Here is a 19,735-nt window from a genome sequence, read left to right as displayed (position 1 = left end):
AGCCATCACCGCAATGGAAGGCAGGATAAAGCAGGATGCGCCTCAACAGCCACGATGAATGGTCACCGTTGAAGGAAATCATCGTCGGGTCGGCCGAGAACTACCTCTCCCATGAACGAGACATCAGTTTTGACCTGTTCCACTTCGACAACCTCAGGTTCCGCTCCGACTGGGCCTACCCGCGTCTGACCCGTGCTCGCGAAGGCACCACCGCAAGCCACAGCTGGGAGATCAAGCGGCGCTACGCCGAGGAATTACACGAGGACGTCGAGGGACTGGCCACAGTCCTCACAGGGCTCGGTGTCACCGTGCACCGCCCGATCCCGCTACCACCTGACGCTGCGCCGATCAGCGGGTTGGGGTGGCAAGCCGCTCCGACACCCGCGTTGAACATCCGAGACAACACGCTGATCATCGGAGACGAGATCATCGAAACCTCCCCAGCAATCCGCTCCCGCTACCTGGAGACCAGGCTCCTCGCGCCGATCTTCACCACGTACTTCAATGACGGTGCGAAGTGGACGACGATGCCGCGCCCGATCCTCACCGATAACTCCTTCGACCTGTCCTACACGCGCGACGCACAGACCACGCTCGGGGGCCCCACCGAGCCGATCGACGAACCGCAACCCTCCCCGTACGACGTCGGTTTCGAGATGATGCTCGACGGGGCGCAATGCCTTCGCCTCGGCCGTGACATCGTGGTCAACATCGCGCACGAGAACCACCGCCTGGCCTGCGATTGGCTGGAGCGGCACCTTGACAATCGCTATCGCATACACCGGGTGTACCGCATGGCCGACAACCACATCGACAGCATGATCCTCGCACTACGGCCAGGAGTCTTTCTCGCCCGCCATGAGGGAATCCGAGACCTACTTCCGGAGCCGCTGCAGACGTGGAAGATGATCGTCCCGCCGACACCCAGCCCGGACAGGTTTCCCTCCTACGACGACGGCGACCTGCTGCTGACCAGCCCCTACATCGACCTCAACGTCCTGTCTGTCGACCCGGACACCGTGCTGGTGAACGAGGACTGCCCGGACCTGATGAGGACACTGGAATCCGAGGGGTTCACGGTCGTCCCGGTCCGCCACCGCCACCGCCGACTGTTCGGCGGAGGTTTCCACTGCTTCACACTCGACACCGTCCGGGACAACCAGCTCGAGGACTACCTGGAGTGACCCGGACACGAATGCTCCTGCTGGAGGCGGCCGGCCCCGAAGCGGGTGCCCTGGTGGCCACCGCCGTCGACGTCGGTATAGAGATCTACGTTGCCACGCACGCCGACATCCACGCCTCCTACGGGGAAGATCTGCGCGCATCCGTTGCAGGATTCCTGTTCACCGACTTCACTCGGGTCGACGCAGCCGTACGGGACATAGTCGAGTTCTCCGCCCGTGTCGGGATCGATGGCATCCTCACCGTCACCGAGTTCCTCACACCCATCGTGACGCTGGCCTGCGCGCAACTGGGACTACCGGGCAACGACCCGCACCTGGCGTTCGCACCGCGGAACAAGCGAGTCATGTCCGAGCAGTTCACCAAGTGCGATGTCGCAGTACCAAAGACGATCGCCGCAGCGTGTGAGCACGACCTAACCAACCTGCTCTGCAGCAGTGAAATCGGCTTTCCCCTCGTGGTCAAACCCGCGGAGAACGCGGGGTCGACAGGTGTGACCATCGCCCGCACCGCCGATGAAGCCACAGCTGCCTACCGACGGGCTCTGCGCCACGACCGCCAAGACAGGTACGGCATGGTGCTGGATTCGACCACCATCATCCAGGAGTACGTCGACGGCATCGAGTACAGCGTCGAATCGGTAACCCAAGACGGGGAAACCACGCATATCTGCATCACCCGCAAGATCGTGACCACCACCGCGTATCGAGCAGAGCTGGGACACGCGGTGCCTGCGGACGTCCCTGCTGATGCGGCGAAGCGCATCCTCGCCGAGGCGGACAAAGCCATCGCAGCGGTCGGTATCCGCAACGGACCCTCACACACCGAGGTGAAACTGGCATCCGATGGGCAGTGCACGGTCATCGAAATCGGCGCCCGACCCGGCGCAGGGCAAATCGGGTTCCTGGTCGAACTGGCCCTGGGCACCCGATTCTGGGCAGCATGTCTCGATGTTGCTCTGGGGAGACCGGTTCGCATTACGCGGCCCCGCAACGACTACGCCACCGTCCGATTCCTCACCATCCCTCGACCCGGCATCCTGACCTCACTGAGCAACCTCCCCCAGCCTGGTCCCCGCGTGCCGATCGTCCGTATGCGCAAGACCGTGGGACAGTTCGTGAACGCAGCCGAGGACAACGGCGGCCGTCTCGGCAGCGTCGTCGTGGTCGGCCCGGACCAGGAATCCGTGGAACTCTATGCAGACGAGCTGCTGGCACAGGTTCGGATCGAGGTCAAACCCATCAAGTCGAGCAGCTCATCGACGAAGCGGTGAGTGCCCAATGACGGAGCCGTCTTGCGCGCCGATCACGGCCGAATGCTTCCCGACGCCAGCCCTGATCCTGCGCACCAACGACCCGACCGCTCAGCGAAGCGTGCGCACGTTCGCCCACGCACAGGCGGAGACCGCACGCTCACTTCATCAGATGCTGACTGAAGGTCTGCGCGACGCACGCCCACGCGATATCGACATGCGGATCGCTGCGCTGACGACGGTGTTTGAAACAGCCGAGGACTGGCGGTATCGAACCGCATCGGCCAACCCTCACTCGAGCGGCCGCTACGGCGCAGACCACGCGGAGCAGTTCAACACACCGATCACCGACGACAACCCGAATCTGTTCCGGATCGGGGAGCATGAACGGCTCCGGGAGGGTGCCGCATGGGACCCGGCCACGCGGACCTACATCGGAGGAGCCGAGACTCCAGCCAGCCGAACCATGCGGTGGATCGGTGCCTTGGCTGCCACGCGGTTCGCCGACTTACCGGGCACGGACGTCCTGAGCAACCGCGTCACCTTGACCGGAAGGCGCGTGGTGGGCGGGATGCGACTGCTGCGCGGCAGCGCCGCCCACCACGCTGCAGCCGAGATCGCTGCCCGGATCGCCTCCAGGGGCGGAGATCCCTCGCACATCGTCACCGATGGGGACCTGATCTACACCGCGAGCGCGCCAGAAGCCGACCGCATGGCGATTTTCCACAATGCCATGATCCTGCTCGCCGAAGACCACGCCACCCCAGCAGCAGCGTTGACCGCCTGGCTGCAGGCGGTGTACCTGCTCTATCAAGCGCCACGCAGGAAACGGGGCAGCGACGCCACGATCCGCACCTTCCTCATCGCCGCTGGCACCTACTTGCTAGCCCACCCGCCCGTGCTGCTGCACGACATCGACCTGCTCGCCTACGTGCGACCGCAAGAACACTTCGTCGCAGAGCTGCGGGCCGCGCAAAGCCGAGTCGGCGCCGACCTGCGTGCCGGCCTCGGCAGCTGAATGCACCACTCACGCACGGAGAAGCTGGTCAAGCACGACACGCATCTGCTCGTAGGACTCCGGCACCGCGTCGGTGTTGCCCAACCGGTGCCGCTCCAGGCGGATAGCACCCGTGTGTTTGGCGCAATAGAACAGCGAACGCACAGCGGCGCCGGGCGTAGCTGGCCGTGCCCCGTAGGTCTCCCAGAACGCGTCGCGTTCCGTGCCGGGCTTCTTGGCCGCCATGTAGATCACCCAGTCAGACTCGGGGTCACCCCACACTGTCCGGTCGTTGTCGAACACACCGCTGATCCTTGGCTCCGCCGTGTCCGGTTCCATCATCACGTTGACCGTCCATAGGTCGCCATGCAACAGCCGTGGCTCGGTGACCTCGTCCAGGACCGCACGGTGCTTCACGGCGGCAGCCGCGACCTCGCGCACGTCTACGGAAGAGAGGCCAGCATCGTCTAGATCGGCCGCGAGGTCGACGAAATACCCGAGCACAGCCTCGCTCCACGTGCCGAACCCAGGACCCGCCACGGGGCCGAAACGTTCACCTCGGACGGCGTGGATACGACTGGCGATCTCGCCCATCTGCCGGAAGAACTCCGTCCACTGATGCCGGGGATAGCGGCCGATGCCGTCCGGGGCCGGAATCCCGTCGAGCATCGTCTGGAACAGGTAGTCCCTGCCGATGATCTCGTGGGTGAAGTCCGCCGCGAGCGTGTGCGGGATCATCGGCGCGATCGGCGCGAGAAACGGCACGCTCGCATGCTCGTTGCGCATCAGTTCGCGCTCGGAGCGCGCCTGGCGACCCGGTTCGGGAGCGATGCGAAGGATCACCGGACGGTCCCCGCCGAGGTCGACGCGGTAGGTGTTGTTGTACATCCCGTTGCCGAGTTCGACGGCCGACGCGACCTCCACGGCCGATCCGAACGCGCGGCGGCACATGGCCTCAATCTGGTCCGGTGTCACCGACTGCTGGAAAGCATCGGCAGCGCGTTCGATGGGACGGAACTCCATGCGACTCCTTGGGCTCGGCCTTGTCCAGGCAGACGTCATCGAATCTATGGCTTCAGGTCGAACTCTCCGTCCTTGGCCCCGGCCAGAAACGCCGTCCACTCGTCGCGGGTATAGACCTGCGGGGGAAGCTCGGGGTGCTTTGAATGGCGCACTGCGACCCGCCCGTCACGAGTGATCCCCACTTCAACACAGTTGTCGCCCCCGTTGGAGTACGAGGACTTCCTAAACGGTACCAACAAGTCCAACTCAGGCTGGGTATCCATCACGCCACTCCTTGCCTGCCGGTCAGCTCGGCGACAACGTTGATCAAGAACTCCACGCTCTCCTGAGGCCCCAACGCGGCGTCACACAATCGCCGATAGAGATTCTCGTAGCGCGTCACTTGGGCCTCCTCGGTCAGCGAAGTCAGCACCACGTCGGTAGTCACCGTGTCGACCGCGACCACCCTTGGGTCCCGAATATCCGGATAGGTGTACAAGGAGAACGCTGAGCGGGGCGTCACGTACCCCTCGATGACCGCATCCACCTGCAGCACACGCACAGTGATCCGCGGCTCGCTCGCGACGGCCACCAACTGCTGCACCTGAGCGGCCGCCACCTCCGGCGGAGCGGAGAGACGGCGAACCGCGACCTCATCCAAAACAACCTCATACAATGGCCCATCAGGGCGCCGCAGCATTCGCTGCCGTGTCTGACGTGCCTCCACCGCACGCTGCGATTGAAAAGTCACCGGCCCGATCTCGGCCTCGGCGACTTGCCGCTGGTAGGCGAACTCCGAAGTCTGCAATAGACCTGGGACAAACGGCTGGAACTCGACGATCTCCGACGCCCCCGCCTCCAGATCGGCGTACAGCGCCTGTCGAGCACCCATCGCCTGCCCCAACGAAGTCCACCAGCCGCGTTCGGTGGCGTCCCGGGCGACCGCCATAATCTCGGTCCACCGGTCCCCCTCAACGCCCAGTTCGTCGATGATCCGCATCACCGCGGCTTGGCCATCACGAATAGCATGTCCATTCTCCAGACGGGTGATCTTCATCCGGGACTGGCCGATCCGTTTCGCCAGTTCCGCGTGCGTCAGCCTGGCCGCTTCTCTCAGCGACCGTAGCTCCACCGCCAAGCGCTGCCTACGTACATAAGGACTGATCATCACATCTCCCTGCACGCAGGGTACAGCTGAACAGTTCAGAACTTCGTACTGCCCAGCACGATGCGCGATGGCCGTGTGCACTGCGGCAATATCGCTGGCTGGGCCATGGCCTCACAGCGCACCAGCAGACGAGGAGTCTTCCGGGTTAGGCACGGGGCTCGAGGACATCGCCGAGTGCCGGAAGAACGTCAAGGTCTTGCCGGGCGTCGTCGGGGTCGCAAGGTCGCCCACACCCTTTGGCATGGACCGGGCAAGAGTGGAGCGCGCCGTCCGGCTCCTGCTGGCGTCGCGCGAGGTAGTCCAATGACCCCGACGTGACGCCGGCCCCATTCCGTCTCTTTCCTGGCACGGCAGCGGCACTGCGCCGCATCAGCGCAGTGGCGACCGTAGCCACGCTGTCGAACGTCACCTGCGTCGACGCCGACACCGAAGGTCTGCGCAGTCAGCTTTCAGCCTGGGTGAGCGACTTCTTCCCCTCCTGCCGCCTTGGCCACTCCAAACCTGACCCGCAGGCCTTCCACGCCGTCGCCCACCACTTCGGCGTGACACCCGAGCGCATGATCCACATTGGCGACGATTGGGCCTGCGACATCGTGGGAGCGGTCGAAGCCGGCGCCACGGCAATATGGATATCCGGAGGCCGCTCCATGCCTCATGGATCCTGGGGCACTGACCACGATGTACTCGTCGCCCATGACCTGGCCGCGGCCGCCATGCACACCCAACACCTCGCAACAGGGAGCGTCGAATGAGCCTGTTCACCGGGACCGCCACCTACTACCGGCAGTTCCGCCCCGGCATTCCAGAGGACGTGGCAGTGGTTCTCGACCAGGCCGCCCCAGTACGCCCCAGCGGCCCCCGTCGGCTCCTGGACGTCGGCACCGGAACGGGGCTCGTGGTCGAGGCGCTGCTGGGCCGCTTCGACGACGTCATCGCGGTCGATAACGAGGCTCACATGCTCGCTGCGGCCGAGTCGTCGCTGCGGCCGAAGTTGGCCGAGAACTCCCGCCTGAGCCTCGTGGAAAGCAGCGCCGAGGACTTCACCCCACCTACCGACTGGCAGGCCGAACTCGTCACCATCTGCCGGGCGTTCCACTGGCTCGACCAAGCCACCATACTGACCCTCCTGGATCGCCAGGTTGCCCCGGACGGCACGGTCGCGATCTTTGCGGACAACAGCTTCTGGGCCGCGGGCAGCTCATGGAAGGAAGCGGTCCGGGATGTCGTCAAAAGCTTCCTCGGGGAGCAGCGACGCGCCGGTACCGGCACCTTCCAGCACCACAACCGCCCCTACAGCGAAATCATGCAGGAATCGCCCTTCAATGAGGTCGAGGAAGTACGGGTCCCCGTCCACCGCACCTGGACCACCGAGAGCATCCTCTCGGCTACCTCTACTCGACGTCCTTCGCCGCTCCCCACCTTTTCGGCGACCAGCTAAAGGAATTCGAGGCCGCGGTGAAGAACCGCCTGGCCGACTTCAACGACAACGACACCTTCCCCGAGGATAACGAGTTCCTCATCCGTCTCGGACGGCGAGGCCGGAGATGACAGCCGCCGGCGAGAGGCAGGCATATGGAAAGCTGACGGCACCGCGCATCGCGGTGAAGCTGAGCGAACGGTCGATCCTCTGCCTCCACCGCCACGGCGGGCGCCGAGCCCGCGTCCGAGGACTGCTGAAAACAGCCGCCGACTTTTCACTACTGGCCGCCGCGGTCAACCTCGCACGCCTCGGCATGCTCGGGATCGCCCGCACGGCAACCGGATGGACCACGACCACCGCCTGACCAGGCCCCGGCGGGCCCGCCAAACACGCACGAGCCCCCGTTGTCAGGGCATACCGGCAACGATCACGCCCGAGTTCCGCCACACCACCAACCTCGATCGATGAAACCCGCGACCACACCGACCCGCTCAACAAACACAGAACAGATCAAGCCCCCACAAACCCCCCGTTCGACACCAGCCACCTAGGCCGGCGTCCCCACTCCACGCGACAATCCGGGTATCTACCACTCATCCAACTCAGTGACGATGCCCGCTATGGCCCTTCCATCAAGGATCTCTGACCCCGTCGGCCCATCGCGTTAGCTGTGAGTACACATCTCTGTACGCACTGCATCTAAGAGTCTCGGCGTTGACGACGTGCTTCATCCGCCGTTTGCATCATCCACCGCACATCTCCGTCGGTTACCAGCCAGGACTGGGTACGACTCTTTGACTTCTTTGCTGCCGGTACCTACCGCCATGCTCGCCCTATTGGCGAAACAGCCGCTGCGGGCACTGCCGGAGCAGCGTCGGCTCAACCACGTTCGCGTGTCGTAGGCCACCCCGGAGAGCAGGCGTGGATGATCAATTGGGGCGGCAAGTCTTCACCAGGTCGATGGCGCGGTGTCGATCACTCGGTCTATCTCGTCAAGGTGCGCACCGAGCGTGTCGATTCCGTCCTGTTTGGCTTGTTCGATCGCGCCGAGCACCGCGCTTTCGTCGGTGCTGGTGCGCAGCGCGGCGGCGACCTGCTGGCCGACCAGCTCGAACCCGTTGCGGTAGGGCTCCCCTGCTTGTCGCGGCAACATGTCTTTGACCATCTGCAACTGCTGGAGCAGGTCAGCGATCCTGGTCACTGCTCGCCGTCCTGCCGGTAGAGGTCGGACTCGCGGGAGACCTCGACCGTGAACCCGAATGGGAGCACGACCTCGCCGAGGTCGACGTGGGGCAGGGCACGGTGCAGCGCGTCGCGGGTGATGGCGATCGCCCCCAGGGGGTCGCTGACCGAGACGACGTTGGCGAACCGGATCTCGCCTTCGTCGAGGCTGCACCAGGTCACCGGCGCGTAGGCCTCGGAGTGGTCGAACCAGGCCGTGCTGATCTGCTCCAGCAGTTTTCGGGTGGCTCCGGCGAACCGCACGGTCAATCGAACGACGATCGCGTCCTCGTGATCACCGCCGGTGACTCCATCCGCACTGGCCTGCTCACCGGTGATGCCGGCCAGAATATGGCGCTGCAAGCGCCGGTTCGGCGGGGTGAGCACGTCGTTGCCGTTGAACATCGTCCAGCTCGACGGCTTCTCCTCGGGGACTTCCTCGGTCATGTCTTCCGCCCTTCCTTGTCGTTCTTGATCCGCCGCATCAGGTTGTTGACCTTGCGTTCGTTGACGCCGCTACCGGGCGTGCTGGAGAACACCTCGCGCTCGCCGCGAGGGCCGTAAAAGACCACGTGACTGTTGGCGTTCTTCTCAACGGCCCAGCCGGAACCGGGTGTTTGGTGGATCGCCGCGTTCACTGCCTTATCGGCGCACTTCGGTAATCGCTGCCCCTGGAGCTGCGCGACCTTTTTGCTGGCATAGGGCTGCGGCGTGGGAGCGCTCTCACCGGCCTCAGATCCCTCCCACCGCGCCAGCTCATCGGCCTTGTCCACAATGGCCCGCTTCGCGACCCCGATCAGTTCATTGAGCCGCTGAACCAGGCTGGTGCGGACCGCGCTCACCTCGCCCACCACCTCGTCGTGACGAATGCTGGAGGTCAAGGTCTCCGACAGCAACGCCACCGCCGCTTCCAACTCGTCATCCACGGACCCGACCACTGCAGTGGGCATAGAGTAGGTGGCCGCCCGCAACTGAGCGGCAACATCTCGCACGCTGGTCATCACCCCTCGATCACCACCGTGGGCCTGCCGATCATGTCGGCCGTCGCCTTCGCACCGCCCACCGCGGCCCTAAAGAGCAGTGTGCTGGTCAGAAGGACACTCGCGGCTTTCCCCCGCCGAATCCTGTCGTAGAGCACCCAGATCCCGTCCGGCCGCTGGACTCGATCTCCTGACAGCCCGTTGGAATCGGATCCGTAGATCCCCGGCATCGGAGGCCGCGGCCGCGTGAACGCAGACACCACCCGCTCTGCCTCATCACTGCGACAGTAGCGTCCAAACGGCGGCGCATGGTAACTGCCCACCCGCATCGTTACGCCGTCCACAACGATGACGGAGGTGACGAGATTGTGCCACATCTCCCCGCGGTAATCGCGTTCGCTCCCCGGCTTGACCTGGATATCCTCTGCCCAGAGAAGCCCGACCCAATAGTAAAGATCCTGCGGCGCGATCTGGTGACCCCGAGCGACGGTCCCCGGGATCATCCCCGTTGCGTCGGTGAGCCTTTTAAGCGCGTCTCCCCCGCCGTCGGCGGGTGCGATGATTTCCTGCACACCAAGGATGTCCGGGCGCACGGTGTCAGTGATCGCCGGGTAGAGACGTTTCTGGCGGATTTCTTCCGCGCGGGATTCGGATCGGTAGAGATCCCACACGTTCCAGGCGGCAAAGCGCCAAAGTGCCATATAGTTGCTCCCTGTACAGATCACTGAGGCGGGCGGGGTACTGGATTCGATACGAAAAGGTGCAGCGCGTCATCGCCGTTGTAGCTGCGTCTGAACAATCAGGCCATTCGCGTCGTTTCTTCCAGGGACGCCCGGCAGAAGCAATCCGGCGGTCAGGATGGATGTGACGGGTTAGGAGGATTTGATGGCGTCTTACAGGGGTTAGGACGCGGTCCAGTTCCAGGGCCGTAGACCGTGGTGTCCACGGAGGCAGTCGATGCGGTGGCGCGTTTCCTGCCGGATGCGTTCACCCTGGTCGGCGCGGTTGGCGAGCCAGCTCGTCATGCGAAGTTCACGGATATCTCTCAGGAGCTCGTAGGATGGGCTGGCAAGGACGTCGAAGCCGTAGGCGTCAGCGAACTGCTGATACTCGGCGGCGCTGACCCAACGGAAGGTGTCGTGTTCGCTCGCCACGAGCGTCAGATCCCATTCCGGTGGGCCGATCGCGACACGTTCGAGGTCAAGTGCCAGGATTCTGCCGTCGTCGGTGACAACGATGTTGTTGTCATGCGGGTCGCCGTGGATCAAGGCCTGCCCAAGTGTGAAAGTGACTTTCTTCCAGCGGCTTTCGAGATCAACGAGGTGATCACGCAAGAACGTCTTGTCGCCTGCCGAGATCGGGGCAGCATCGATTCGTTCGGCAACCCGCACGAAAGGCTTTAGCGGGGAGATCAGGTCCCCCTCGGGCAGGGAGGTGCTGTGTAGCTTATGTAGGAAGTGCCCGATCTCGGCTGGGGTCGCGGGTCTGTGAGTGGGCAGTTCGTGCCAGAACGTCACCACTGTGTCGACGTCATTGAGCTCGACCGGCTCCTCGGCAGGCTCAATGACGGGGATGTTGGCGCTGTGGAGCAGCCAGACTGCCAGAGCGGTTTCTCTCAACGCGGTATCGCGCTGGCTCGCCATCCGGGTGACGCGCGCGACGAGTTGGTGGGGCAACCGGTAGGTTGCGCTGTCGCCCAAACTGAGAAGTTCGACGCCTGCGCTGTCGATTCCCCGTTGGGCGCAGGCTGCTTGCAGGGCGCGGGTTTCGGCTTGGGCGCGGTCGAATGGAATGGTCATGGAGTTAGCCCTGTAGTGTCTTGGCGATCTGGTGACGGAGCTCGGACACGTCGTCGACCCGCACAGAGGGCTTGGTCGCGGCATGCAGGTCCCGGAGATAGCTGCGGACACGCTGGGACCGCAGACCTTCGGCCTGAGTGAGGGCTTCCAGCCCTCGTTGCGCGGCGGGCCCTGGATCATGGTTGATCTGCAAGGTCACGGATTTCAGTAGGGACAGAGTTTTCGACCGAGCGTATGCCGGTGTGTGGTGGTCGACGGCAAAGTCCAGGCGTTCGATGGCGGGGCCCGCGTCGCGGCCGTGGCATACTAGATCGAACAGCGCGTGCCCAGAGTCTCCGTGCATTTCGGCTGCGTCGTAGTACTCCATCCAGGGCGGTGTGTCGGTGGCGCTGTCAGCGAAGTGTTCGTCTGCGCGGTCGATGGCAGCAAGGCAAGCATCGGCCTTGTCTTCGCTGGCCAGAGCGCGAGCACGGACGACGTGAAGCATGGACCGTTCGCGGGCGCTGAGCCGGTCATCTCGGACTTGAGCGAGTTCAGCGAGCTCCAGGGCATTGTCGCGCCGCAAGCTGACGGCTTGGCGCGCCATGTCGGATAGGACCGTCGCGCGCAGGCTCTGATCTTTTGCCCGCTCCGCGCATAACAAGCTGAACCGGAAGTAGCGATCCGCGGAATCGTGGGCTCCCGCATCGTAGGACATCCAGCCGGCGACTTCCGCAAGATTGCCGACGGCCGCGTGGAGCTCCCGGCGCACGTCCTCGCGACGGCAGCGGGCCTCCAGCAGGCCAGCGGCCCAGCGCAACTGCCCGGCTACCGCCTCCCGAGAAAGCCCGCCGCCGAACAGATGCTCCCACTCCGAGAACGTCTTGGCGCTTTGGGACACGTGGGCTACCTCGGTACGGCCGACCCATTGCGGCACGGGGGTGGGGGACTCTGCCCGCGCCAGGAACTCCGCAACCGATCCGCTCAGCAGTACGCCACTGGCGACGCCGGTGCTCAGGCCAAGAAATCCGCGCCGATGCACATCTTCCTCCTCTCCGACCGCCCTGCTGCAGTAGAAGCCCAGCTCAGCATCAGACCCCGCGCCAAGCACAGCCCGGAAGCCAGAGCGATACTCCTCGTTGGGCCATCGGTGGATGCCACGCTCCAGCTTTGACACGTAGTAGGTCGACATCGGCGGGTCCAGTCCCAGGTGTTGCGAGACTAAGGCGGCTACCTGGGCTTGAGTAAGCCTGTGCCGGCGTCGCGCCGACTCCAGCTCAGTGTTGCGTTGTCCGTGTGTACTCATCGCTGACCTTCCACCGAGCACGTCACCACAGTAGGGGCGACATCACCTAATTACCAAGCGCGACACTTTCAACTCTGTCAGCAACTCTGTCAGTTCACCGGTCAGCTAATGGACGTTCCGGAAACTGGGCACAGGCGGGCATGGTGGAAGGGTCCTGCTGGTGCTGTGAAAGCACCCCGACGCGAGACCCAACGAAGGGTGTCAGCGATGCACGCTGCTAGCGCGGTCGATATAGGAAGTTCCTGGCGAACACGCTGGAACCCGAGGTGCCTGGTGGTGGTCTTCGATGTCGCGAGTTGATCACAGATTCCAGGTTATCCGCCCGATGCCGGGAATGCGGCGGACCGATCTTCGCGACGCCGTCACGTTCGCCGGCCAGCAATGGCCGGTAACTCCAGGGACCTTCCAGATCAGGCCCGAGGCTCCGTGGCTGGGAAAGCCCAGCTCGACAGGGATCGCGCCGATCATCGAGCTGAATGCGGCGACCACCGATCCCGCACAGGCGTGGGAATGGTGGACACGTCACCCCTACTCCGTGCTACTCGTCTCCGGAAAGGCAGTCGACGTATTCGAGGTACCCGCCACCCTGGGCCGCAAGGCCGAGACTGTGCTGGCAAAGGCGAAGCTCCGTGGCCCTATTGCTATCCAGAGGCATATGAACTCGGTCCGTGCAGCGTGGAGCTATTTGCTGACGAACGCCCGTTGCTGTTTGTCAACGGCACCACAGAAGCTCTCGCACGCGACGGTGCCCGACGCCTCGGATTCAACGATTCCGAAGGGGTCATCACCCCGATCCATCCAGCAGGGGGCGGCGAAATGAAAGCCGCCAACCCGCCACCGCGCCCCACCCCGCCTGTCTCGGCTAAAAGCTATTGGTGGGCAGCTGTTCCCGACGTAGACCCGGACGAGGTACACCGAAAGGTCCGGTTGCTCAACGGGTTCGAGGCCTGGCCTTCCCCGGAGAAGGACGGAACCCGCTACCAGCTCGCCCACTCCACGCTAGAGATTCGCAGCGACACCACCGGGCAATGGCTGCTGATTGTGGACCGCACCGACTTAGCGGTGCAGTCCACCGCTGTCCGACTTGACCTCACCGACGTCGTGGCCCTATACGAACCGGCACGTGCACGTTGATCCGCCGCTTGCGATCTCCGGTGCAGCGATGGCCTGCGGCCTGGGACATCCGCCGGCACCACCCGCTGATCGATCTCAACGAAAGGCTGACCGATGGGACATCTGCCGTTCATCGGAACGCTGCAGCCGAGCTCAGCTCGGCGGCGGCGGGCAACCAAGTCCGGGCACTGCTGCTCCAGCTGGAAAGCCCAGGGCACTGCAGGGTTGGAGTGCATTCACGGATTTCCACTGCTGCAGCGCGATGTATGCGCCGCTGAGCGGCGAGCCAACGAACCGACCCCGGAGGCCGCCGCGCCGGAACCGGCCGAGTGTGTGTGACGATGAGCCAGCCCTTTCGACCTCCGGTGTCGTCTGAATCTCCTCGCCCCTATTCAGTGCCACCAGTAACCCCGCGCGGCATATGGATCGTGCGGCACGGCGATCACCGAGTGGTCCACGTGCACCTCGTGTGCACCGCGTACCGCACCTCGTCACTCGGTATCCACCGGGCGTTGTGCGATCTGCGGCTCGGCGACGATTGGGTTCGCCTCCGCCGTTCGGTTCCACTGCCGAGCTGGTTGTCGGTGTGCCCGCTGTGCTTGGCCAGTCCCAGGATTTCGCTAGACCTGGCCTTGCGCATCGAACGGCATCTCCTCAGCCGCGAACCGCTGACCGCCGCACGGCTGATGGATCGCCAAGACGCCACCGGATTGCTTCCCCGAGTTCCGTTCACCGACAGTCTGTTATTCGAGGTCGATCGACATGCTCGTGATGGAGCCCCCGTCATCCGTGCTTGAACAAGCGCGAGGGCAGCAGCACCACCGTACGCTGCTGCCTCCGGTGTACCTCGGCGACTTCCGCACGGCGCTATACAGAGCGATGCCGAATGTTCGGTACCACAGTTGTTCCGACGACGGCGGGATCGCGCACATATTCATCACCCACTCCGGAACTGCCGACTCATGGGTGGTCTGGTGGCAGCGCGAAGACGGCTCCCACACCATTGCGGAAGCCGGCCCGTACGCGCTCCGCGACCGCATCAACCAGATCGCTGGCGACTGGTTGATGCACATCGCCACCGCCATGGAGATCGCGCACCTCGCGTGATCCAGGGGCCACCAGGCATTCGGTCTCCTGTAACCGGGCACTGATCTCGGCCCGTTCTGTGTCTCCGCGCCACCAGGACGGGTCGCGGCCGGCTGCTGCCCCAACGAAGTGGCAGCAGCCGGCCACACCATCAACTACGACCACAAGCCCAAAGGCTGGAACCGTGACTGCACGCCAGCGCAGACACGGTCTCCTGCCTCCCCGAACCGCTGGACGGACTCACCCCATGCGCATCGCGAAAGGTAAAACCAGTGAAGCACTCCTCCCGGGCGAACAGGTGATCAATGCGGCACGCGATTCAAGATGCCGCTTTCGGCCATGGCACCTCAGCCGCATTTCCCCAACGGAAGAATTGATCATTTTCGCCGTTATCGGCGGAATGAACAATGAGGAAATCGCAAAGATCCTCTACGTATCTACGGATACGATTAAAACACAACTTGCCAAGCTTTTCCGAAAGTTCGGCCTCCGCTATAGAGCGGAGCTCGTCGTTCTCGCCTACGAAACCGGAATTGTCGGGCCAGGATGGGTGAGTCGCCAGATCGATATGCGCCAGATGGAGATAGGGAGAGATCATTTCCCGTTTCAAAAATAGCAGGCTGCGGCTGATGCCCTTATTCCTCGCCAGTAGCCTTCTGCGACTTCCAGAAGCAATGCACTCAAGGATATGAAAAGTGAAGGGCTGCTTTTCGAGTTCTGCACGGATCCTCGGAATCAAGCATATATCGGGCAACAGCTCCTCGGATACAGGAGGAAAGATGGCGGGCATTGACGAAGTTCGCGCGGGCATTGACTTGGCACACCAGAAGATGCAGGAGGGCATCGCCGTCTTCCAGCAGGGCAACCTCGTACTGGAAGAGGCGCAAGCCGCACTGGTGACCGCGACCCAGGGCAGCACCCAGGAGGAGATGCAGCACGCGCACGGCATGCTCGCCGAGGTGACGCAGACGATCAACGGCGTGCAGGGCACGCTCAGCGCTGCGATCAACTCCACCCAGGGTTACGCGGGCCGCCTGTAAGCTTTCGGGCGTCCTCGGTCTGTCGTCGTCCGAGATGGATGGTCCACAACGTTTCTCGTTCGGATGCTGTGAACGACTTTCTGAATCCTCTACGCCAGCCGGCGAACCCGTCTCTCCAAGGCCGCAGCAGGCCGCTGGGCCCGATCGGCCCCCCGCGGCCTGCTGCACTCCCTGTGACCGCAAGGGCGACATCCATGTTCCATCGCGAGCGCACGCACGAACTGACCTGCGGTGATGGCAATGCCTTCACCCAACGGTTAACCGAACTCCACTTTCACCGCCTGTATCGCGCCTTCGAGGTCGACACCTACTACAGCGACGGCACCCGAGTTCGCCAGCGCAACGGCTACGCCGAGATCACGCGCACCAGGGCAACCGCGGAACACGACCACATCACTGGGGTCACGCACCTGACGGCCAGCGTCGTGCTGCTCTCCGGAGACCAGGCTGTGGCTGCCAACGAGCTGCTGTCCGCACTCGGCCTTCACCGCCTGGTCCGGGTCCAGAAAGTCCGAACCTTGTTCCAGCACGTGCGAGAGACCATCACCGTCACCGTCGACGAACTCACCGACCTCCACAGCTGCTTCGCCGAGACCAAGGTCACCGCCTCCACCGTGACGAACGCGCAACAGCGGCTGGCCGCCACCGAGCACTCGCTCGGCCTGTCCGACTGCCGGATCGAACCCCGGCCGTACCCGCAGCTCGTACTGGAACATCTCACCGCCTACGAACGCGAACCAGCAGAGACAGGAGTGCTTCCTTGGACGGCAGTTCATTGATCATCCCGTTGATCATCGATGACGGCGGTCAACAAGCCGGCTGTCGTGGATGTGCGATCGGCTGCGGAGTGGCATTGCTGGTGAACGCGATCGCACGGGTCGCTGTCTCCCTGACCACGAGGTGATGCGGCGATGCCACGCCCTCCCATCCCCGCCGGGGAACGCGCCAGGATCGAGCAGTTACTGCTTGACGGCGTCCGGCCTTACCACATCGTCAAACAGGTCGGCCGGTCCGAATGGGCCGTCTGGCGAATCCGCGAGATGTTGTGCGACCAGGTCCACGCCGACGACATCGACACGTGGCGAATGCGAGGCACTGGGTGGCTCGGCAACAATCTCGGGCACCGGCTCGCCGAACCCCGATTTCCCCACGTCACCGAAGCCGTCCACGGCTGGCTCTCCGACCGCGTGCAACTCCACCAAGTGATCAACGCGATCGAGAAGGCTGCCCTGATGCGGAAAAAGCGATCCTGACGACTCCCACGCCGGATCTTCCTGCAATGGCCGGCTGATCAGCAGACTCACCAGCTCACCCACCCACGAGAGAAGGAACCACTGATGTCGAAGCGGCTTCTGTCCATTGACGTCGGCGACACTCTCGCCACCGGCCCGAGCCTCACCGCCGCCCTCCGCGACGCAGCCGATCTGCCCGGGGACATCGTGGCGAAAACCGTCCGGACTCGCCTGTACTGCGCCCCCGAGATCACCGACCAGGTGATCGGCAAGGTGGCATCTGACCTCGAACTCGACACCAGCACCGTCCGCGACATCGTCGACAACCAAGGCGATCTGCGTGTGAATCCGAGCGCCCAGTTCGCACTAATGGCAATCCGCGATGCGTTCCCCGACATCCGGATTGTCCTGAACTCCAACGCCACCGCAGCCGCCACACACCAGACGATGACCGTCAAGCGCGCGTTCGCCGGGATCATCGACGACTACTACATCTCCTGCGAGACCGGCTTCGCCAAGGGAGTCCACTACCAGGCCTTCACTCAAATCGCCGACGATCACCAAGTGTACCTCGACGAGATCATCCACATTGGAGACCAGCTCGAAGACGACGTCGAAGCCGCGTTGAAACAAGGGTGCGCGGCGATGCTGGTCCACCCCGATCACGCCGACCTAGTCGAGTACGCCCCCGCAGGACCCGACCGCTACCGCGCCGCTGCGACCATCATCGACGCCGCCCAGACCCTGCGGACCTGGATCACCGAGGACCACGACACCAACCCCAGGCTCACCGTACGAGGGGCGATGCTCATCCGAGACCTCGACGACCGCATTCTGATTGCCAGCGGCCCCAGCGATCACGGCAAGTACTACCTACCCGGCGGACGTTGCCACCCCTTCTTCCCGCAAGATCCCGCTGCCACCGCCGTCCGCGAAATCCAGGAAAAGATCGGCATCACTCTAAATCTCAGCAAACACGACCTGGTCAACACCGCCTGGTCACACAAAGAGACCCGACGCGACGGCAGCAACAAGATCATTTTTACGTTCGATGCCGGGCACATCGACCTCGAGGAACTCACCATCAACCCCGATCGCACCGAGATCGCCGACTACAAGTGGGTAAACGCCTGAAGAAGCCGCGGACGTGCTCGACCCCAGAGAACTCGAACGACTCAACGACATCGAGCAGGGCGAACACATCACCTTCCAACACGGCATTGGAGTGACCCGTTGATCATCAAGGTGGTTTCCGCACGTGGGTCACCAATCCCGCGCCGGCAAAGGTTATCGTGCGCTGATACGGCATTCCTGCGCAGGCGATGCTGGCGGGGCGGAGCCGTGTCGGTGACCAAGTCAGGACATGGATCAAGGTGGCCGCTACCACCAAGTCCCAGTGCCGCTGTATCGCACCGGCGATCTCGACGCGCTGCGCGAGCTACCCGGCCTGGACAGGGAACCACTGCGCGTCTGCCACAACGGTACCCGCGCCGCTGCGGGACTTGGCGACCAAGCGGCCACCGGACCGAGCCCCGATGCTCCGTCGGTTCGCCGAGCGCGGCGACCGCCACGGCATCGCGGTTTGGACGATCTACAACGGCACCCCAACTCCACGCCACGACGAGCAGCCACGTGACCGTTGACGAAGATCGCGACGCGCATTGTCGCCGAAAGGCCAGCCGCGTCAGACATCCTCGATGCCCCTCAGAGAACGGAATTCGGTGATTCCTCTCCTATGGTTAGCTCAGCGAGCATCGCGCACCAGGCCCCCACCGTCGCGCGAGACTTAGTGCTGGTTTTCGTAGGATTCGACAACCTCGACCGGAATGCGGGCTCGAGCTGAAACCCGCATCCCCTATTTCCGGGCCCGATCCCGAATGGCCTGGCTACGTTCCCGGCCGGCCGTAGTCGCCGCCGCTGCGGACGTGCCGGTCTTGGCGACGGCGCGCTTGCGGCCATCGGTCTTCCGCGCATTGACCAGGAAAGACGCCAGCGAGTCGCGGAGTTTGACAGCATTCTCAGAGGACAGGCCAATCGCAGAGTTCGCACCATCTGAACTGAACTCGACAATACTCTCAAGCCGGTGTGCCGCCGATGTCGCCGAAGGAGATGAATGGCGACTTGCCGAGCCAAGACGGTCTCCCTTATTTCACCGTGCACAACACGACGTGAACGCTCTAAGAGTTCAATGTGGAGCCCCACGGAAACAAGTTAACCCAATTAGGTCCTAGCCAACATGAATCCTTGAGATTTATGGTTTCATTGCGAATGCATCAAACATAGACGGAGGCCGACTCCCCGTTTAAACGATCCGATGTCCACAAAGGAGTTCAAGATGGATGCGAAAACATGCAAGAAAGTCCGATGCACGGACGCAATGGGCCGTAGCCAGGGTTTGCGAATCTCGCCACTCGCTCATGGCCGTGTGGCTGTGCAACCGCCGCCCGGTGAGTGGTTCGAGGTGAACGCCGAGGAGCTTCGTGACTTGCTCGCTGCGGCCCGGGAGGCGATCTGGGAGTCACACGTGAACTGCGACCCCACTCCTCGAACGACCGTGGTGGGTGGCACGTGTTTCTGAGGGAACTCTACGAATCGGTGCGGCAGCGTCTGGACGCCGTGGCGCGGGTCGTGAGCGATGGTGATGACCGGGCGGTGACCGCGGTTGCCCGTTCCGAGGTACCGCACCTCATCGACGCAGTGCGGACCCTGATGGCCGAACACGAGCCGAACGAGATCGGTGAGTGCCCGGCGTGCTCTCGAACCTTGTGGCAGTGGCAGAAACCGTGGCGGCGACCGACATCGCCGTGCAAACCCTACCTCGCGGCACGGCGGGCCCTGTTCAACGAGACCGACGAGCCTCGTCACGCCTTGCGCTGACCCCCATGATCTGGCTCGGCTCCCAGCACTCCCCCGGCCCGGGAGCCGAGCTACCGGCTGGCGACACGTCGCCGGGCTGTA

General features: G+C 63.7%; 25 protein-coding genes. 15 read left to right on the top strand and 10 right to left on the bottom strand.

The annotated features are described in order from the left end of the window. Positions 1-35: 35 nt before the first annotated feature. Genes FDZ84_RS23260 through FDZ84_RS23250 form a run of 3 tightly spaced genes read left to right on the top strand, consistent with a single transcriptional unit; the run spans position 36 to position 3,452 of the window. Positions 36-1,184 carry a glycine amidinotransferase gene (locus FDZ84_RS23260; RefSeq protein WP_168587629.1) on the top strand — a complete coding sequence of 383 codons (1,149 nt, stop codon included), beginning with the start codon at positions 36-38 and terminating at the stop codon, positions 1,182-1,184. Beyond that, positions 1,181-2,455, top strand: coding sequence for an ATP-grasp domain-containing protein (locus FDZ84_RS23255; protein ID WP_168587628.1), 1,275 nt, complete (start codon positions 1,181-1,183; stop codon positions 2,453-2,455). Before FDZ84_RS23260 ends, FDZ84_RS23255 begins: the two co-directional genes overlap by 4 nt. 7 nt (positions 2,456-2,462) lie before the next feature. After that, the gene (locus FDZ84_RS23250; RefSeq protein ID WP_168587627.1) at positions 2,463-3,452 is read left to right on the top strand and encodes a hypothetical protein; all 990 of its coding nucleotides are present in this window, start codon (positions 2,463-2,465) and stop codon (positions 3,450-3,452) included. Positions 3,453-3,461: 9 nt separating this feature from the next. Here the strand turns inward: FDZ84_RS23250 and FDZ84_RS23245 are convergent, their stop codons facing one another. The 3 genes from FDZ84_RS23245 to FDZ84_RS23235 are packed head-to-tail and all read right to left on the bottom strand — an operon-like array spanning position 3,462 to position 5,682. Beyond that, on the bottom strand, positions 3,462-4,454 hold the full coding sequence (locus tag FDZ84_RS23245) for a phosphotransferase family protein (protein ID WP_168587626.1): 993 nt from the start codon (positions 4,452-4,454) through the stop codon (positions 3,462-3,464). Between the two features lie 44 nt (positions 4,455-4,498). Beyond that, positions 4,499-4,717, bottom strand: a complete 219-nt coding sequence (locus FDZ84_RS23240; RefSeq protein ID WP_168587625.1) for a DUF397 domain-containing protein — start codon at positions 4,715-4,717, stop codon at positions 4,499-4,501. Beyond that, positions 4,717-5,682, bottom strand: coding sequence for a helix-turn-helix transcriptional regulator (locus FDZ84_RS23235; RefSeq protein ID WP_210435059.1), 966 nt, complete (start codon positions 5,680-5,682; stop codon positions 4,717-4,719). Before FDZ84_RS23235 ends, FDZ84_RS23240 begins: the two co-directional genes overlap by 1 nt. A 233-nt stretch (positions 5,683-5,915) precedes the next feature. Here FDZ84_RS23235 and FDZ84_RS23230 point away from each other — a divergent pair, with 233 nt between their 5' ends. The 3 genes from FDZ84_RS23230 to FDZ84_RS23220 all read left to right on the top strand — a co-directional run bounded on the left by FDZ84_RS23230 (position 5,916) and on the right by FDZ84_RS23220 (position 7,385). After that, the gene (locus FDZ84_RS23230; RefSeq protein WP_168587624.1) at positions 5,916-6,353 is read left to right on the top strand and encodes an HAD family hydrolase; all 438 of its coding nucleotides are present in this window, start codon (positions 5,916-5,918) and stop codon (positions 6,351-6,353) included. Then, on the top strand, positions 6,350-7,039 hold the full coding sequence (locus FDZ84_RS23225) for a trans-aconitate 2-methyltransferase (protein WP_210435058.1): 690 nt from the start codon (positions 6,350-6,352) through the stop codon (positions 7,037-7,039). Before FDZ84_RS23230 ends, FDZ84_RS23225 begins: the two co-directional genes overlap by 4 nt. A gap of 106 nt (positions 7,040-7,145) precedes the next feature. After that, positions 7,146-7,385 (top strand): hypothetical protein, encoded by a 240-nt coding sequence (locus FDZ84_RS23220; protein ID WP_168584119.1) that lies wholly within the window; start codon positions 7,146-7,148, stop codon positions 7,383-7,385. 585 nt (positions 7,386-7,970) lie between these two features. On the opposite strand, the gene FDZ84_RS23215 is transcribed toward FDZ84_RS23220, so the two are convergent. The 6 genes from FDZ84_RS23215 to FDZ84_RS23190 all read right to left on the bottom strand — a co-directional run bounded on the left by FDZ84_RS23215 (position 7,971) and on the right by FDZ84_RS23190 (position 12,192). Further along, on the bottom strand, positions 7,971-8,222 hold the full coding sequence (locus FDZ84_RS23215; protein WP_168587623.1) for a hypothetical protein: 252 nt from the start codon (positions 8,220-8,222) through the stop codon (positions 7,971-7,973). Beyond that, positions 8,219-8,689: a hypothetical protein gene (locus FDZ84_RS23210; protein WP_168587622.1), complete on the bottom strand. Its 471-nt coding sequence runs from the start codon at positions 8,687-8,689 to the stop codon at positions 8,219-8,221. The genes FDZ84_RS23215 and FDZ84_RS23210 overlap by 4 nt, the downstream gene beginning before the upstream one ends. After that, the gene (locus FDZ84_RS23205; protein ID WP_168587621.1) at positions 8,686-9,246 is read right to left on the bottom strand and encodes a hypothetical protein; all 561 of its coding nucleotides are present in this window, start codon (positions 9,244-9,246) and stop codon (positions 8,686-8,688) included. The genes FDZ84_RS23210 and FDZ84_RS23205 overlap by 4 nt, the downstream gene beginning before the upstream one ends. After that, positions 9,243-9,923, bottom strand: coding sequence for a hypothetical protein (locus tag FDZ84_RS23200; protein ID WP_168587620.1), 681 nt, complete (start codon positions 9,921-9,923; stop codon positions 9,243-9,245). Before FDZ84_RS23200 ends, FDZ84_RS23205 begins: the two co-directional genes overlap by 4 nt. Before the next feature lie 201 nt (positions 9,924-10,124). Beyond that, on the bottom strand, positions 10,125-11,021 hold the full coding sequence (locus tag FDZ84_RS23195) for an aminoglycoside phosphotransferase family protein (protein ID WP_168587619.1): 897 nt from the start codon (positions 11,019-11,021) through the stop codon (positions 10,125-10,127). Between the two features lie 4 nt (positions 11,022-11,025). Beyond that, complete coding sequence (locus FDZ84_RS23190) at positions 11,026-12,192, bottom strand: XRE family transcriptional regulator (RefSeq protein ID WP_168587618.1); 1,167 nt, start codon at positions 12,190-12,192, stop codon at positions 11,026-11,028. Between the two features lie 400 nt (positions 12,193-12,592). Here FDZ84_RS23190 and FDZ84_RS23185 point away from each other — a divergent pair, with 400 nt between their 5' ends. The 8 genes from FDZ84_RS23185 to FDZ84_RS23150 all read left to right on the top strand — a co-directional run bounded on the left by FDZ84_RS23185 (position 12,593) and on the right by FDZ84_RS23150 (position 17,911). Further along, on the top strand, positions 12,593-13,126 hold the full coding sequence (locus tag FDZ84_RS23185; RefSeq protein WP_168587617.1) for a bifunctional DNA primase/polymerase: 534 nt from the start codon (positions 12,593-12,595) through the stop codon (positions 13,124-13,126). After that, on the top strand, positions 13,123-13,440 hold the full coding sequence (locus FDZ84_RS23180) for a hypothetical protein (RefSeq protein ID WP_168587616.1): 318 nt from the start codon (positions 13,123-13,125) through the stop codon (positions 13,438-13,440). The genes FDZ84_RS23185 and FDZ84_RS23180 overlap by 4 nt, the downstream gene beginning before the upstream one ends. 768 nt (positions 13,441-14,208) lie before the next feature. Further along, a complete protein-coding gene (locus FDZ84_RS23175) occupies positions 14,209-14,526 on the top strand; it encodes a hypothetical protein (protein ID WP_168587615.1) in 318 nt (105 codons plus the stop codon). A gap of 226 nt (positions 14,527-14,752) precedes the next feature. Further along, entirely contained in the window at positions 14,753-15,121 is a 369-nt protein-coding gene (locus FDZ84_RS23170; protein ID WP_168587614.1) for a helix-turn-helix transcriptional regulator, read from the top strand. A gap of 163 nt (positions 15,122-15,284) precedes the next feature. Then, positions 15,285-15,545, top strand: coding sequence for a hypothetical protein (locus tag FDZ84_RS23165; protein WP_168587613.1), 261 nt, complete (start codon positions 15,285-15,287; stop codon positions 15,543-15,545). A 194-nt stretch (positions 15,546-15,739) separates the two neighbouring features. Beyond that, positions 15,740-16,324, top strand: a complete 585-nt coding sequence (locus FDZ84_RS23160; RefSeq protein ID WP_168587612.1) for an adenylate cyclase — start codon at positions 15,740-15,742, stop codon at positions 16,322-16,324. Positions 16,325-16,456: 132 nt separating this feature from the next. Next, a complete protein-coding gene (locus FDZ84_RS23155) occupies positions 16,457-16,798 on the top strand; it encodes a hypothetical protein (protein ID WP_168587611.1) in 342 nt (113 codons plus the stop codon). An 84-nt stretch (positions 16,799-16,882) separates the two neighbouring features. Then, positions 16,883-17,911 carry an NUDIX domain-containing protein gene (locus tag FDZ84_RS23150; protein WP_168587610.1) on the top strand — a complete coding sequence of 343 codons (1,029 nt, stop codon included), beginning with the start codon at positions 16,883-16,885 and terminating at the stop codon, positions 17,909-17,911. 721 nt (positions 17,912-18,632) lie between these two features. Here the strand turns inward: FDZ84_RS23150 and FDZ84_RS39160 are convergent. Beyond that, the gene (locus FDZ84_RS39160; protein WP_246869214.1) at positions 18,633-18,806 is read right to left on the bottom strand and encodes an Lsr2 family protein; all 174 of its coding nucleotides are present in this window, start codon (positions 18,804-18,806) and stop codon (positions 18,633-18,635) included. A gap of 539 nt (positions 18,807-19,345) precedes the next feature. Here FDZ84_RS39160 and FDZ84_RS23140 point away from each other — a divergent pair. Next, positions 19,346-19,654: a hypothetical protein gene (locus FDZ84_RS23140; protein ID WP_168587609.1), complete on the top strand. Its 309-nt coding sequence runs from the start codon at positions 19,346-19,348 to the stop codon at positions 19,652-19,654. Positions 19,655-19,735 lie beyond the last annotated feature (81 nt).

The sequence above is a fragment of the Saccharopolyspora sp. ASAGF58 genome (assembly GCF_012277335.1).
GTDB lineage: Bacteria > Actinomycetota > Actinomycetes > Mycobacteriales > Pseudonocardiaceae > Saccharopolyspora > Saccharopolyspora hattusasensis.
Note: the sequence above shows the minus strand (reverse complement) of the source record. Positions and strands in the feature narration are given on the sequence as shown.

What these genes read in the sequence shown, in the direction of transcription:
- FDZ84_RS23260 (WP_168587629.1), top strand. Translation starts at nt 36, where the DNA reads ATGCGCCTCAACAGCCACGATGAATGGTCACCGTTGAAGGAAATCATC.
- FDZ84_RS23250 (WP_168587627.1), top strand. Translation starts at nt 2,463, where the DNA reads ATGACGGAGCCGTCTTGCGCGCCGATCACGGCCGAATGCTTCCCGACG.
- FDZ84_RS23245 (WP_168587626.1), bottom strand. Translation starts at nt 4,454, where the DNA reads ATGGAGTTCCGTCCCATCGAACGCGCTGCCGATGCTTTCCAGCAGTCG.
- FDZ84_RS23240 (WP_168587625.1), bottom strand. Translation starts at nt 4,717, where the DNA reads ATGGATACCCAGCCTGAGTTGGACTTGTTGGTACCGTTTAGGAAGTCC.
- FDZ84_RS23225 (WP_210435058.1), top strand. Translation starts at nt 6,350, where the DNA reads ATGAGCCTGTTCACCGGGACCGCCACCTACTACCGGCAGTTCCGCCCC.
- FDZ84_RS23220 (WP_168584119.1), top strand. Translation starts at nt 7,146, where the DNA reads ATGACAGCCGCCGGCGAGAGGCAGGCATATGGAAAGCTGACGGCACCG.
- FDZ84_RS23210 (WP_168587622.1), bottom strand. Translation starts at nt 8,689, where the DNA reads ATGACCGAGGAAGTCCCCGAGGAGAAGCCGTCGAGCTGGACGATGTTC.
- FDZ84_RS23200 (WP_168587620.1), bottom strand. Translation starts at nt 9,923, where the DNA reads ATGGCACTTTGGCGCTTTGCCGCCTGGAACGTGTGGGATCTCTACCGA.
- FDZ84_RS23195 (WP_168587619.1), bottom strand. Translation starts at nt 11,021, where the DNA reads ATGACCATTCCATTCGACCGCGCCCAAGCCGAAACCCGCGCCCTGCAA.
- FDZ84_RS23190 (WP_168587618.1), bottom strand. Translation starts at nt 12,192, where the DNA reads ATGTCGACCTACTACGTGTCAAAGCTGGAGCGTGGCATCCACCGATGG.
- FDZ84_RS23185 (WP_168587617.1), top strand. Translation starts at nt 12,593, where the DNA reads ATGTCGCGAGTTGATCACAGATTCCAGGTTATCCGCCCGATGCCGGGA.
- FDZ84_RS23180 (WP_168587616.1), top strand. Translation starts at nt 13,123, where the DNA reads ATGAAAGCCGCCAACCCGCCACCGCGCCCCACCCCGCCTGTCTCGGCT.
- FDZ84_RS23170 (WP_168587614.1), top strand. Translation starts at nt 14,753, where the DNA reads ATGCGCATCGCGAAAGGTAAAACCAGTGAAGCACTCCTCCCGGGCGAA.
- FDZ84_RS23165 (WP_168587613.1), top strand. Translation starts at nt 15,285, where the DNA reads ATGGCGGGCATTGACGAAGTTCGCGCGGGCATTGACTTGGCACACCAG.
- FDZ84_RS23160 (WP_168587612.1), top strand. Translation starts at nt 15,740, where the DNA reads ATGTTCCATCGCGAGCGCACGCACGAACTGACCTGCGGTGATGGCAAT.
- FDZ84_RS23155 (WP_168587611.1), top strand. Translation starts at nt 16,457, where the DNA reads ATGCCACGCCCTCCCATCCCCGCCGGGGAACGCGCCAGGATCGAGCAG.
- FDZ84_RS23150 (WP_168587610.1), top strand. Translation starts at nt 16,883, where the DNA reads ATGTCGAAGCGGCTTCTGTCCATTGACGTCGGCGACACTCTCGCCACC.